Genomic DNA, 13226 nt, shown 5'->3' with positions numbered 1-13226 from the left:
TGGCCGTCCCCACGCCCACCCAACGACGGGCCTTCGAACTCCTCGACACCACCATCCCCCACACGGTCAGGTAGCCAGAACAACCACAACCGAAAACCACGAACCCCCAGCTCAACCGGGGGTTCGCTCGTTCTCATAGCAGTAACTTCGGCCTAGAGATCGCGGCTGGCAAATTCAGCCGGTCCGCTCCCCTGGGTCACCGTCCGGTGTGCATCTCGCAGGGTGAGCGCACTCCGCGCTGCTTACCGTTGGTTGGCGAACGTGGGCGGCATCGCGGAATCGGTTGTGAACAGATTCAGGTGTTCGTCCGCAGATCCACCTGCAGCACCTGTTCGTCTCCCGGTGCAATTAGCCCCCGGAGAACGTGTTTGAGTATCTTCCCCGTTCCGGACTTGGGCAGTTCGCGAAAGTAGATTTGTTTGGGTGTCTTGAAGCCTGCGAGTTGGGTACGTGTGTAGGAGATGAGTTCTTCGGTGGACACGTCCGCGCCGGGCCGCAGCGCGACGACAGCCACCGGAACTTCGCCCCATTTCGAATCGGCGACGCCGATGACGGCCGCCTCGGCGACCGCGGGATGGGATGTGAGTACGTGTTCGACTTCGACCGTGGCGATGTTCTCTCCGCCGGAGATCACGATGTCTTTTGCGCGGTCCCGGATTTCCACCGATCCGTCGGGGTGCATGACGCCGAGGTCGCCGGTCTTGAACCATTCGCCGATGCGGGCGGCCTCGGTCGCTGCGTCGTCGTTGTAGTAGCCCAGCATGACGGTGTTCCCTCGGACAGCGATTTCCCCGAGAGTTGTGCCGTCAGCGGTGACGTCGACGATCGGGGCGTCGTCGGTCTTGCCGACGGTGTCCAGGACCCTGATTCCTGTTCCGACGATGTTGGAGTTGCCCTGTACAGCCATTGCTTTGGCGAGATCGGTATGGCTGAGGGTGTTCCATTCGGGGCGTGGTTCGTTCACCACGGCAGGTCCGAAGGTTTCGGTGAGACCGTAGAGGTGGGTGGTGTGGATGCCGAGTGCGGTCAATTCGGACAACAATGTGGGGGACGGCGGCGCTCCCCCGGTTCCTACCTCGACGATCCTGCCGAGAGGTCCGTGGTCTGCCTCACGATGTTGAGTGAGGTTGGTGAGGACGGTGGGAGCGGCGTTGAAGTGGGTGATGCCCCCGCTGCGCAGATGGGCCCATACGGTGTCGGGGTCGGGGCGATCGAGACAGACCTGTGTTCCTGTGGCGGCGGTGATTGCCCAGGGAAAACACCAGCCATTGCAGTGGAACATCGGCAGGGTCCACAGGTAAACGGTGTCGAGGCCGAGTTTGGCGTGGTGGGTCATGGCAAGCGCCTGCAGGTAGGCGCCGCGGTGGTGATACATCACGCCCTTGGGCCGGCCGGTCGTGCCGCTGGTGTAGTTCAGTGAGATGAGGCTGCGTTCGTCCTCGACCGTGCGTGCGTATTCGGGTCCGTGCGCGTCCAGCACTTGTCCGGCAGCAAGTGTACGGATTCTGAAGGATTCTGCGGTGGCGCTGAATTCGCTATCGAACAAGACCAGCGATGCGCCGGAGTGCTGGACGATGTACTTCAGTTCCGGGGCGGCCAGGCGATGGTTGAGGGTGACGAGCACGCCGCCGGCCAAGGGAACGGCGAAGTGCGCGAGCAGCATCAGCGGGGTGTTCGAGGCCAGGACCGCGACACGGTCGCCCGGCTTGACTCCATGGTGCGCGAGGGCGCCGGCCATGCGGCGGGCGGTGACCGCGAACTCGCCGTACGACCACGACTGGTCGTGGTAAGACATGGCGGTGCGATCGGCGTGGATGGCATCCGCGCGTTCGAGAAAGTTCAGGGGTGTCAGGACCTGATCGCCGAGATGTGCGGTCACAGCACGCTTCTTTCCGAGTCGGTGACATCGGGGATGTCGAGTACATGGCCCATGCGGTCGCGTTTGGTACGGAGGTAACGGACATTGTCGGTGGTCGCGTTGGTCGAGAGCCCGACGCGGGCGAGGACTTCGAGCCTGTCGGTGGTCAACGCCGCGCATTTGGCCGGATTGTTGGTCAACAGGCGCACTCTGCCTACTCCGAGTTCCCTGAGGATGTGGGCTCCGACCGCGTACGAGCGGGCGTCGGCGGCGAGGCCTTGGGCGAGGTACGTCAGCGGATGTGGTTGACGAGTCGAGTGACGCCGGGGATGTCGATGGTCAGCACTTCCCCGGGCTGTAGGTATCTGGGCGGATCCTGCCGGTAACCGATCCCGGCCGGCGTGCCGGTGGCGATGATGTCTCCGGGGGTCAGCGTCGTCCACGTGCTGACATATTCGATGACCGAGGGAATGTCGAATACCAGATCCGCGAGAACCCCGGCCTGTACCCGGTTGTCGCCGAGGTAGGTGTGCACTTCCAGGGCTTTCGGGTCGGCGATCTCGTCCGCCGTGACCAGCCACGGGCCGACCGACCCGGACCGGTCGAAGTTCTTTCCCGCTGTTGCCTGGGTTCCGTGGAGCTGGAATTCCCGGACACTGTTGTCGGCGAAGGCGGTGTAACCCCAGACGTGGTGCGCCGCATCGTGGGCTCGGATGTTGCGGCCGCCGCGGCCGATGACGATCGCGATCTCGCCCTCCCAGTCCAAACTGTCGGATACCGGCGTTCGTTCGACCGGCTCCATGTGCCCGACGAGCGACGAGGGGAAACGGACGAAGAAGGTGGGATGTTGCGGCGGTTCCTTATCCATCTCGACTGCGTGGTTGTGGTAGTTGAAACCGACGCAGAGGATCCGCCGCGGATCGGTGACCGGCGGTAGCCAGCGGGTGATCTGGTCGAGATCGATCACCGGGCATCGGCCCAGGTCCTGATCGGTCAGAGCAGCGAATTTGTCGATGTCGACGTCTGCGGTCACCACACCGGTGAGCCCGGTCACGTCCCGCGGTCGGCCGTCTGCGTCGAGAATGACGGTCCGCGGATCACCGTCCTGTTCGACCGTTGCCACTCGCATCAGAACGCCTTTTCTTCGGTGAGGATGGTCGATGCCTGGCCGAGGAGGCTCTCGATCCGGTCGATGCCCGTCGATGTGGGCGTGATGAGCGGGGACCGCACGTGCGGGGAGGTGATCCGTCCCTGCTGGTGCAGAACCCACTTGGCCGGTGCCGGATTGGTCTCCACGAACAGCAGATCCACCAACGGGTGCAGCGCGTAATGAAGTGCGCGGGCGCCGTCGTGATCACCGGATGTCCACAGTTCATACATTCGCGCGACGGTGTGGGGGGCGATGTTGCTGACGGCGCTGACGAATCCGACGCCGCCGAGTGCCAGCAGGGGCAGGCAGAGCAGTTCGATGCCGGACCACACCGAGATGGTTTCTCCGGCTTGGTGAATCACCCGGGAGAAGTGTTCGAAGTCCTTCGTTGTTTCCTTGATACCGACGATGTTGTCGAAGTCTCGGTAGAGGCGGGCGACCGTGGAGGGGTCCAGTTCGACGGCGGTTCTCGAGGGAACGTTGTACATGATGATCGGCAGGTCCGGGAACTCCCGTGCGATGGTGGCGTACCACCGGTACAGCGCCTCTTGGGTGGGTCGCGCGTAGTAGGGGGTGATGATCAAGGCCGCATCGGCGCCGGCGGCATGAGCGGCTGCGGTGATCTCGAGGGTTTCGTCCAGCTTGGCCGATCCGGTCCCGGCGATGAAGGGAACACGATCATTGTTCTCGTCGGCGACGACGTCGATCGCCTCGATCCGCTCGGCGACGGTCTGTGCGCTCGGCTCCCCGGTGGATCCGCCGATCGACAGGCCGTGCGATCCGGCGGCGATTTGCCATTGAACCAGTCGGCGCAGGCTTGCCGTGTCGAGGGCCCCGCTATCGGTGAACGGGGTGATCAAGGGTGCGATCGATCCGGTGATCAGTGCGGTGTCGGTGCGGAATCTCATGCCAGTGCTCCTTCGTGATTGGTCGACTCGAGCACCGTTGCGGCCACCGCCAGGTCGGCCAGACCCATCCCGAGTCCTTTGAAGATCGTCATAGCGGGGTGCAGCGGACGGACCACCGCACCGGTGAGAAGGTCGCCGAGAGTCTTGACGGGGGTCCAGTCCTCGCCGTAGTACTCGGTCAGCTCCCGAGATGATCGACGTGCGTTGGCGATGCTGTCGACGACCGTCAGGTCGGCGTCGGCCAGCAACGCAGGATCGAACTCGGCGTTGCTCGGCAAGATCGCGCCGACGGCATTGAGGTGTGTTCCCGGGGACAACAGTCCTCGTGGCAGGAACGGTTCCGTCGCTCGGGTGATGAGGGTGACGATGGGGGCCCCGTCGACGGCCTCTGCGAGCGTGGGCGCGGCGACGGCGTCGATGCCGAGGTTTTCGCGCACCGTTGCGGCGAAACCGGTCCGGCTGCTCTCGGAGCGGCTCCACACCCGTACCCGGGTGATCGGTCGAACTGCACATACCGCAGCAACTTGTCCCAATGCCTGCCGTCCACTGCCGATCAGGGCGAGCTCGGACGCATCGGGGGCACTCATCAGGCGTGTCGCCAGCCCGGAGACCGCCGCAGTACGCAGCGAACCCAGCGCACCGGCCTCGAGCACCGCACGGGGGGTACCGGTAGTGGCGTCGAACAGCGTCATCAGCGCCGAGGCACCTGCCGGAGTGTTGACCCAGGTTTTGAACGCGACGAGGCCGGCGCCCTCGTCATAGGCGCCGAGGGCGTGCGCGCTGCTGGCCGGCTCCCAGGTCGTCATCGTTTTGGGGATGTTTCGGGCGGTGCCGTCGACTTCACGGGTGATCGATCGGGTGACCGACTCGATGGCATCGAGGATCGAGACCCTTTCGTGTACTTGCTGTTCCGTTATCCACGGTACGTTCATCGTGTTCCTTGCCAGTTGTGTGGTCGAGGGCGGACACACCCGTGCAATCGGTGCGCACTGGGTGTGTGGTCCTCGTTCCCGCGGAACGGATCGGCGATCCATACCACCGAGGCTGTGATGCACCTAACAATAGAGATTCCGTGGTATAAAGCAAATATCAAGATATCGATACACGCATCATCGATTACTTATAGAGGGACCATGGAAGCGCAACTGTCGCTCAAACGTCTGGAAGTGTTCCGGCTCGTCGTCGAAGAGGGAAGCGTCACGCGAGCCGCGGAAGTGCTGATGGTCGCCCAGCCGGCCGTCTCGGGACAGTTGCGGACTCTCGAATCATGGCTCGGTGCAAAGCTGTTCGTCCGCCGCGGAAACCGCATGCTCTTGACAGAAGCGGGCGAACGCGCCAACCAGTGGGCGAAGGAAATGTTGGCCTCGGCGGCCCAGATCAGGCGCGACGTCGACGAACTCGGATCGGGGCGAGGGGGTGCCGCGTCCATCGCATCGAGCATGGCGGTGGGCAGCTACCTCCTACCGCCGATTCTGTCCCGGTTCCAGCGTGGCCGGCCCGGTGCGGACATCACCCTTTCCAGCTCGCAACCCAACGAAGCGTTGCGTGCGGTGGAAACCGGTGAGGCGGACTTCGCCGTCGTGACCTGGGATCAGCGGCACCTCCCGGACACTATGTCCTCCGACGTCGTCCGCACCGAGCCGATCACCCTCTGCGCCGGGCCGGGCCTCGTCGCCCCGTTGAGGGCGTTGTCCCTAGACGAGGCATTGGCGCTGCCGTTCGTCGGAGCGCCGCGGCAGGTGATCTACCAACGCGACCTGATGGAACAGCTCACCCGGCTCAGCGACGTCGAGCCGAATTTCATCATCAGATTCGGGCATGCCGAACCGATGAAGCAGGCCGCCGCCGAGAACGCGTGGGCGATCTTCGCCCCGCGCTACGTCGTCGAATCCGACCTCGCTGCGGGCCGACTACAGGAGTTGTCCGTTCCCGGCCTCGAACTCACCGAGCGTATTGCATTGCTGTGGCGGCGGGACAAGTTCTTCTCACCACTGCAGCAATCGGCCGTCGACGAGATCCGCGACGCTCTTCGATCCCGGTGACGCCGCGGTCATGCACTTCACCACGACCAGTCCGCTCCTGCGGCGGTGACCAGACTCCCGCTTCCCGCAGATACGGCAACACCGGTGAGAACGACTCCAGCTCCTGCGGACTCCACAGCGGAAAGTTGCTCAACAGATTCGATGTCGCCGTGGTGCGCTTGAGCGAGATGATCTTCTCCGCGACCTGTTCGGGGTTCCGATCAGCTGCAAGACCGATCCTGCACCGCCGAATGCGCGGGTGGCTTCGTCCTGAGTGACCGCATTGACAGCGACTCCGGCGCGATTGCACGCGGCGCCTACGAGGTCGCTATTTCCAACATGACCAAGGCCGTCAAAGCGACCAGCGAGCGCGGACGCGATCCCCGCGAGGCGACCATGGTGGCCTCGCGGGGCCGGGCCACTGTACGGGGCGGCACTTGCACGGGAACTGGGAATCAAGACCGTCATCATCCCCGTCCACACAGGACTGTTCAGCAGCCTCGGTCTCCTTGTCGCCGACAGCGAATATCAGACCGTGACGCCGTTTCGCACCGAACACCTCTCCATGGACCTGTTCGCCGACGAATTCGAAAAGCTGTCTGCAACCGTAACCAGCCACCTCGGTGATGAAGGCGTGCGAATCGATCGCATCTTGGATATGCGATACCACGGCCACCGATTCGATCTCCGAATCCCTTAGCCTGCCGGCAAAATCGACAACACACTTTTGGCTGAAGTCAAGCAGCGCTTCCACGCCGAGCACCACAAGACCTACGGCCGATCGGGTACCGACGATCTGGTCGAAATCGTCAACATCCGCGTCCGCGGATTCGTACCCAACAAGATCACAATTGACCAGACACTGACGCTTCCCGACGTTGATCCCGGAGAACGCCGCATTCGCACCTGCCGCTTCGACTCCCCCGTCAGCACACCGGTCATCTCGCGGGGACACCTCTCGCGCACCGCGCTCTGCGACCCGAGAGGGCGAATCATCGCCCAAGCCAACACATGTCCGGACCCCTGGAGATCCGCAGCGGCGAACTGACCGTCCGCAACGGAGCTGGGCTCGGGGTCGACATCGACCCCAACAAACTTGCCCGCTACCGACAGGACACCTGAGCCCGCACTGCCTGAGAGCGTCTAACCAGTGGCGTCGTCGCTATGGCCTTCCACCGGTGCCTCGATTGTGTCCCGTTTCGCCTACCGATCCTGGCAGTTCCCTGGCTGACGTGCAGCGTCCGACCACACGCAGCCTTACCCGAACTGGGCGCGAAACGCACCGTCGCGGCGACCCCGCTTTTGGCCGTCCTAGGTAGGACATGCCTTGGGATCCAGCCAGACATTTGCCACCGCACCGCTCGGGTGAATACTTCGTGTCGGCTCCCTCGTACCTTCGGCCCCGCCCGCCGACAAACAGCGGGCGGGGCCGTTCGGTGCCCAGAGCGCCTTCTTTACAGCAATTCGAAGGATGTCCGGTGGAAGCGCGATCTCATCAAGACACGGGCCGTCTAGCGGATCGCGAAGAGCAGCAGGCAAGCCGTGAGAAATCGAGATCAGACAGAGGGCTCAGATCCACGAAGGCCAACCGCCTCCAGTTTCGGCAGCACGTCTCGGACGAAGCTTGCGAGCCCAGTGTCGTAATTCAGCCACGTCAGTAGAACCCCGTCGATGCCGGCATTGCTCAACATCTCAAGCCGCTGTGCGATCGTCTCAGAGGTACCGACGAGGGGGAACCCTCCGGCGCCCGCAGCGAATCGTTGCCTCATCGACGCAGCCACGTCGGGCGGAAGCAGTTGGCTGTTGACCTCCAGCAGACGCAGCCAGGCGTCGACGCTCTCGACATCCTCGTACTCGACGGAGAATCTGTGGAGCTCCGCCTCGGCGGCGGCATCCGTATCCTGTTGTACAACCACTGTATGCGTCCAAATGCGGACGTCTCGTCCGAACATCTCACGAGCAGTCGACTTGTATTCCTCGACCTGCTGTCTGATCTCTTCGGGGTCCTCCGATTGGACGATCACGAAACAGAAGTCGGCGTGCTCCGCCGCGAAGCGCATTCCCCGAGGCGACCCTGCCGCGTTCATGATCGGAACAGCCCTTTGAAGTGGCTTGGGAGTCGAGGTACCGCGTTCGATATCGAAAAATTCGCCGTGATGGTCGAACTCGGCGTCTTCGGTCCACAGACGGCGAAGCACGGTCAGCCACTCGGCAAGGTACTCGTAGCGCCCATCGTGCTCGCGCATCGGAGCGCCGAACATTTCTAACTCCGGACGATTCCATCCGCCGACCACGTTCAGTGCGAAGCGTCCACCGGAAATGTGATCGATGGTCGCGGCCTGCTTGGCGGCGACAATCGGATGCAAAGTAGGAGCGTGAGAAGTAGCGAAGATTCCGATGTTCCGGGTGATGGAGGCTATCCCGGCAGCCCAAGCGAAGGGGTCGAACACTGTGCCGTTCTTGTGGCCGGGAGAATTCTCCGCGTAGGCCTTCCATCGTGCATAGGGAACGATGGCTTCGAAACCTGCTTCGTCGGCCGCGATGGCGGTCCGGCGTGAGAGGTCCCACGAAATGTCAGGTGCGTCGGGGGCGAGAGTCTGCGTCGCGCCGTGACCGTTGGTACAGAACAAACCGAGCTTCAATTTGTTGTCGCCAAACAGGGGATTTACGGACGCCACTTCCGAGGTGGGTTGCTTCGTCTTACTCGAAGTGGCGTTCGAGAGCGATACCTCTCCCGCGGTACGGGACTGCGGCGCTCGAACAAACTTCATTGCTTCTTGGGTCACCCTTACTCCTTGCGTATTTCGAGATGCTGCCGCGGCGGCGAAAAATCCGCGCTGCCTTGTGCAGAGCACCAAAGGTCCATGGCTTCTGGTCGGCGGACGGCCCTTGAGAGCACGCCGTTACTTCTCGACCACCGACCTGAACATGGGACCACATCAAGTAGGTCAGACGTGTGACTCAAGTCGCTTGTCATGGGTACTGGGGTCACAGATCCAAGAATGGAGCTGGGGTTTCGTGCGTGATTTGTGTTCGCTGATCCCGACTTCGGCAACCTACGAGACACGCTCGCCACGGACCTGCGGGTCCACCTGAAAACTTGCGCCGTCGGTCCAGGGTCTTGCTGACGTCAGGCGCGTCTCTAAATGACACGCCCGCCCCTACCCCCTTCGCCGACGACTCAGCATTGGCAACGGATTCAAAGGTTCTTCATGGCGCCACCCGGCAGATGGCATCGAAGTCTTCGGACAGTACTTCGGCGGCGTGGCCTCCGCGGTTTGAACCAGGGTGAGGAGGTTTCGTTTGTTCATCTCCGGTCGGGTGCGTGCTGCCTCGTCGGAGTAGAGGAAGTTGGTCTTCCCGGATGGAAATAAGTACCTGAAATGCAGTTGGGAGCGGTCGGTGGGCCGACGTTTCACAGCGGCTTTTCTGCTGCGGTCGCGTTGAGCGAGGTCCCCCTGGTTTCTGGCGCGAAATACATGACGACTGCACCGAGCACCGCAGCGACAGAGAGGTAGATCGGAAAGGCATGAGGGTGACCGTTTTCGGCCAACCACTGTTGCAGATACGGTGTTGTTCCGGCGAATACGACCGCTGACAGGGCATACGGGAGCGCGATTCCGGTCGCGCGGACCTCGGTCGGAAAGAGTTCGGACAGAACCGCCGGCAGAATGGATCCTGCCAGCGTGAACAACGAGAGCATCACCGTCATCGCAACCATGAAGCCGAAAACCCCTTGGCGGGCGAGCTGATCCATTGGATAAGCGAGTATTCCGACTCCGATGCCGAAGAGAAAGAAGTTGCCTCTTCGACCAATTCGATCGGAAAGCGCTCCCGCACAAGGAAACACGAACATGCTCACGGTCAGGGCGGCGACGCCCGCCCAGAGTGCTTCGGTGGCGTCGATATCGACGACCTTGATCGCCCATGTCGTGCTGGCCACACCCCAGGCGTAGTAAAGCGCAGACAGCGACGCCATGATCAGAAAGACACGTATCCCCGATGACCGGTACTTCCACAGGCCAGAAACGATGCTCTGGCGCTGTGTCGTCTGTGTGTCGACCATCGCCGTGAACGCGTCGGATTCGGGCATCCGCCGGCGCATGACAACGGTGACAATCCCTAGCACGAAGCCGACGACGAACGGAATTCTCCACCCCCAAGACGACATGGCATCCGAAGACAGAGCGCTGTTCAGGAGAGCGCCCATCAGTGTTGCGACGATGATCGCAATGGTGAACGACACGTAGATGACCGAAGACCACAACCCACGCCTCCGTGCGGGCGCAACCTCGGCGACGTACGTGTACGCGGAGGCGACCTCACCGGTGTGGGCCAGGCCTTGAAGCAATCGGGCCACAAGCAGAATTGCGCCCGCCCCGAGCCCGGCAGCGTCGTATGTCGGGACGGTGGCAATGAGCAACATCCCCACTGTTGCGCATGCGATCGCCGCGAGAAGCGAGGTCTTTCGCCCGAACTTGTCGGCCAACCATCCGAACAGAACACCTCCGAACGGCCTGATCAAGAAGCCAGCGCCGAACACGACAAAGGTCGACAGCAGCGCAGACGTCGGGTCGGACGGATCGAATACCTGCGTGGCGAAGAACGGCGCGAACACGGCGTACACCGCCCAGTCGTAACCCTCCAGCCCGTTACCCAGGGAGACGCTGATCAACGACCTTGCACGCGTCGGCGCAGAGGTGGATGTATCTGTAGACCCGGTGCGCGGCGCTGTCAGCGCGGGATCGGGAAACGTGGGATGCACAAGTAGCTCGATTCGCTTGCGGAGTTTCGCGGTGCGACGGGGCCGGGAGTCGGCCACCGCCCGTGTGGCCCAGGTCACGCTACGGGCTGGTGCGAACCAGGCCTAGTACGGATTTCGGCATGGGCTAATCAACGAAAGCGTATGACTCCAAGGACACGTCTTAACGGATTTCTTATGCGTCGATCCCTGAATCCGTCTTCGACGTATACCTCCACCGGGCCTAACGTCCTTGAAACGTGCGCTCGATTGAGACGCGCGCCACCAGAAGGAGGATCGATCGATGACGGTCACAGAAGCAGACGACCGCAGCTCTATTTTGGAGTCAGGAGTCCACCTAGCCGACGTCAGTGGGACGAACTTGGACCTGCCCACACCATGGGCACCGGTCAAAGTCTCGCGCGATGAGATCGCGAAGGTCGTGGACCAGCTTGCAGCCGGGCCGCAGCCTGCCAACGGGCGACGGGCGGCGCTCATCGTTCATCCGGAGTCGACGCGCCGCGGATTCGCACCCGGCATCGATGTGTCCGTCGAGGTGTTGCTTCCCGGCGAGAAAACCCAGCGTATCCGGCGAAACTCCACCCAGGTGCACATCGGAATCCGCAACCACGGCAACGCGATCGCGGACGGCGTGAGCCTCCACCTCGCCGAACTCGACGTGTGCACGATCCCATCGATGAAGCCGTTTCAGTTTCACAACGACGGCGACGACATCTGGGTGCGCTTGTCGTACTCGAACGCGCCGTTGCTGGCTCAGCTCGGGACACACTATTACGAGCCGATCGGAGACGACTGGATCGCGACAACGCCCGTCGACGGCCCCATCGACATGGACGAACCCGTTGCGGTAGTGACACACTCGGCCCCCGATCATGTGGTGTCACCGGAAGGCGCTCGACTACGAGGGTACGAGTTCCTCGTCGATATCGAACCAATCCCCGATCGCCCCTTGCACTGGCCGTACTCGACTATGTCGTCGCTCATGTCCCAACGACCCGGAGACGGCGAGCGCACGATCATGGCGCTCTACAACCCGTCCACCGCACGGAAACAGGGTGCCACGAGTAGCTTCTTCGTCACCCTGTCGCAAATCCCACCAGGCCACAAACCCCACGCCGAAGGTCGCGGGCACCGGCACAGTTCGGTCGCCATCAACTACCACGTCAAAGGTTCGGGGTACTCCATCGTCGACGGCGAACGGATCGATTGGGAACCCGGCGATCTCTTGCTGTCCGCTCCGTCGTGGCGAGAGCACGCCCACTATCCGAGCGAAACGGGTGTGAGCGCTTACACGGTGCAGGACCACCCGTTGCATATCGGCATGGAATCGCTTGTGTGGCAGGAAAACCTGAACGGACCGATTCTCGCCCTGGGAACCGAAGCTGGTCAGACCGGTTATCTCGCGCCCCGGAACTGGGACGACGAAGACAAATAGTCGGCAACGTCGCCGACCAACTCTAGAAGGGTAACTTTCATGTCATTCGAGATCGAACCGCCCATCGATCCGGACATCGCGATCATCGATGCCCACCACCACCTGTTCGACCGGGCAAATCCCGCGATAGAGATGGTGATGCGGCGCAAACGATTCCTCATCGAGGACTACGTCGACTACGTCTCCGACGGACACAACGTGGTGGCATCCGTCGTCGTCGAGTCACGGACGATGTACCGCGCGGATGGTCCCGAAGAGTTTCGAACCGTCGGACAGACCGAGTTCCACAACGGCCAGGCAGCCATGGGGGCGAGCGGAGATTATCGCGGAATCCGCGTCGCAGAGGGGATTGTCGGAACGATAGACCTACGACTGCCGACAGCACGTGAGACGTTGGCGGCTCACAAAGAGGCAGCACCAGCCCGGTTCAAAGGTGTTCGACAGGAGGCGCTTTGGGACGAGGACCCATCGATCCTCGCCGGTGTCTTCGACCACGGACCGGGCCTCTATCGCGATGAAGACTTCAAGCGTGGGTTTGCGCATCTGGCACCGTTGGGGTTGACGTTCGACGCGTTTGTCCTTGCTCCCCAACTACCCGACGTCTTGGATCTGGCAAGGTCGTTTCCCGAGACGCCCATCGTTCTCGACCACATGGGGTTTCCACTCGGTATCGGACGTCATGCAGGCCTCATGGAGCAGGAACGTCCGCAATGGGAAGCAGATATGCGATCGATTTCAGCGTGTGAAAACGTGACCGTCAAGATGGGAGGTTTCGGTTCCTTCATGTCCGGGTCACCGACTTTCCTGGCCGACCCGCCTGCAAGTTCGGAAACCCTGGCTGGCGAGTGGGGTCCGTACGTCGAGACGACGATCGAGTTGTTCGGCACGGACCGCACGATGTTCGAGAGCAACCTACCCACCGACGGATCGGGACCGTTCGGGCACGTATGCAACGCCTACCAGCGATTGACGGCTCATTGCTCACAACCAGAGCGAGAGGCCATCTTCGCCGGCACCGCAGCTCGGATCTACCAACTGGAAAATGTGCTCTCCCCTTCATGAAAACCTCGGATCGAGTGGTCTGCAATGCTT

The 13226-nt window shown here is 62.2% G+C and carries 11 protein-coding genes; 4 read left to right on the top strand and 7 right to left on the bottom strand.

Translation table 11 applies throughout. From position 1 onward, the window contains the following. Positions 1 to 295: 295 nt before the first annotated feature. From ACFVJ3_RS15900 to ACFVJ3_RS15880, 5 genes are read right to left on the bottom strand one after another with little or no spacing between them, the layout of a single operon-like run. The gene (locus tag ACFVJ3_RS15900) at positions 296 to 1879 is read right to left on the bottom strand and encodes an AMP-binding protein (RefSeq protein ID WP_378452922.1); all 1584 of its coding nucleotides are present in this window, start codon (positions 1877 to 1879) and stop codon (positions 296 to 298) included. Further along, positions 1876 to 2154, bottom strand: a complete 279-nt coding sequence (locus tag ACFVJ3_RS15895; RefSeq protein WP_378452928.1) for a hypothetical protein — start codon at positions 2152 to 2154, stop codon at positions 1876 to 1878. The genes ACFVJ3_RS15900 and ACFVJ3_RS15895 overlap by 4 nt, the downstream gene beginning before the upstream one ends. Next, positions 2151 to 2987 carry a fumarylacetoacetate hydrolase family protein gene (locus ACFVJ3_RS15890; RefSeq protein WP_378452921.1) on the bottom strand — a complete coding sequence of 279 codons (837 nt, stop codon included), beginning with the start codon at positions 2985 to 2987 and terminating at the stop codon, positions 2151 to 2153. Before ACFVJ3_RS15890 ends, ACFVJ3_RS15895 begins: the two co-directional genes overlap by 4 nt. After that, positions 2987 to 3916 carry a 4-hydroxy-tetrahydrodipicolinate synthase gene (gene dapA / locus ACFVJ3_RS15885; RefSeq protein ID WP_378452920.1) on the bottom strand — a complete coding sequence of 310 codons (930 nt, stop codon included), beginning with the start codon at positions 3914 to 3916 and terminating at the stop codon, positions 2987 to 2989. The genes ACFVJ3_RS15890 and dapA overlap by 1 nt, the downstream gene beginning before the upstream one ends. Next, positions 3913 to 4848, bottom strand: coding sequence for an ornithine cyclodeaminase family protein (locus ACFVJ3_RS15880; RefSeq protein WP_378452919.1), 936 nt, complete (start codon positions 4846 to 4848; stop codon positions 3913 to 3915). Before ACFVJ3_RS15880 ends, dapA begins: the two co-directional genes overlap by 4 nt. A gap of 201 nt (positions 4849 to 5049) precedes the next feature. On the opposite strand from ACFVJ3_RS15880, the gene ACFVJ3_RS15875 reads away from it, so the two are divergent. Further along, entirely contained in the window at positions 5050 to 5958 is a 909-nt protein-coding gene (locus ACFVJ3_RS15875) for a LysR family transcriptional regulator (protein ID WP_378452918.1), read from the top strand. Between the two features lie 358 nt (positions 5959 to 6316). Beyond that, positions 6317 to 6637, top strand: a complete 321-nt coding sequence (locus tag ACFVJ3_RS15870) for a hydantoinase/oxoprolinase family protein (protein WP_378452927.1) — start codon at positions 6317 to 6319, stop codon at positions 6635 to 6637. A gap of 856 nt (positions 6638 to 7493) precedes the next feature. Here the strand turns inward: ACFVJ3_RS15870 and ACFVJ3_RS15865 are convergent. Together ACFVJ3_RS15865 and ACFVJ3_RS15860 are read right to left on the bottom strand one after the other, a co-directional pair. After that, positions 7494 to 8723, bottom strand: coding sequence for an LLM class flavin-dependent oxidoreductase (locus ACFVJ3_RS15865; protein ID WP_378452917.1), 1230 nt, complete (start codon positions 8721 to 8723; stop codon positions 7494 to 7496). Between the two features lie 629 nt (positions 8724 to 9352). After that, the gene (locus ACFVJ3_RS15860) at positions 9353 to 10612 is read right to left on the bottom strand and encodes an MFS transporter (RefSeq protein ID WP_378452916.1); all 1260 of its coding nucleotides are present in this window, start codon (positions 10610 to 10612) and stop codon (positions 9353 to 9355) included. Positions 10613 to 10982: 370 nt separating this feature from the next. Between ACFVJ3_RS15860 and ACFVJ3_RS15855 the strand changes: the two genes are divergently transcribed. Further along, positions 10983 to 12134, top strand: coding sequence for a hypothetical protein (locus ACFVJ3_RS15855; protein WP_378452915.1), 1152 nt, complete (start codon positions 10983 to 10985; stop codon positions 12132 to 12134). Positions 12135 to 12173: 39 nt separating this feature from the next. Next, positions 12174 to 13196, top strand: a complete 1023-nt coding sequence (locus tag ACFVJ3_RS15850) for an amidohydrolase family protein (protein WP_378452914.1) — start codon at positions 12174 to 12176, stop codon at positions 13194 to 13196. Positions 13197 to 13226: the final 30 nt, after the last annotated feature.

The sequence above is a fragment of the Rhodococcus sp. NPDC127593 genome (assembly GCF_042671975.1).
Classification (GTDB): domain Bacteria; phylum Actinomycetota; class Actinomycetes; order Mycobacteriales; family Mycobacteriaceae; genus Rhodococcus_F.
Note: the sequence above shows the minus strand (reverse complement) of the source record. Positions and strands in the feature narration are given on the sequence as shown.

Bases quoted from the DNA above. Each gene is read 5' to 3' on its own strand.
- ACFVJ3_RS15875 (WP_378452918.1), top strand. From the start codon at position 5,050: ATGGAAGCGCAACTGTCGCTCAAACGTCTGGAAGTGTTCCGGCTCGTC.
- ACFVJ3_RS15855 (WP_378452915.1), top strand. From the start codon at position 10,983: ATGACGGTCACAGAAGCAGACGACCGCAGCTCTATTTTGGAGTCAGGA.
- dapA (WP_378452920.1), bottom strand. From the start codon at position 3,916: ATGAGATTCCGCACCGACACCGCACTGATCACCGGATCGATCGCACCC.
- ACFVJ3_RS15850 (WP_378452914.1), top strand. From the start codon at position 12,174: ATGTCATTCGAGATCGAACCGCCCATCGATCCGGACATCGCGATCATC.
- ACFVJ3_RS15880 (WP_378452919.1), bottom strand. From the start codon at position 4,848: ATGAACGTACCGTGGATAACGGAACAGCAAGTACACGAAAGGGTCTCG.
- ACFVJ3_RS15890 (WP_378452921.1), bottom strand. From the start codon at position 2,987: ATGCGAGTGGCAACGGTCGAACAGGACGGTGATCCGCGGACCGTCATT.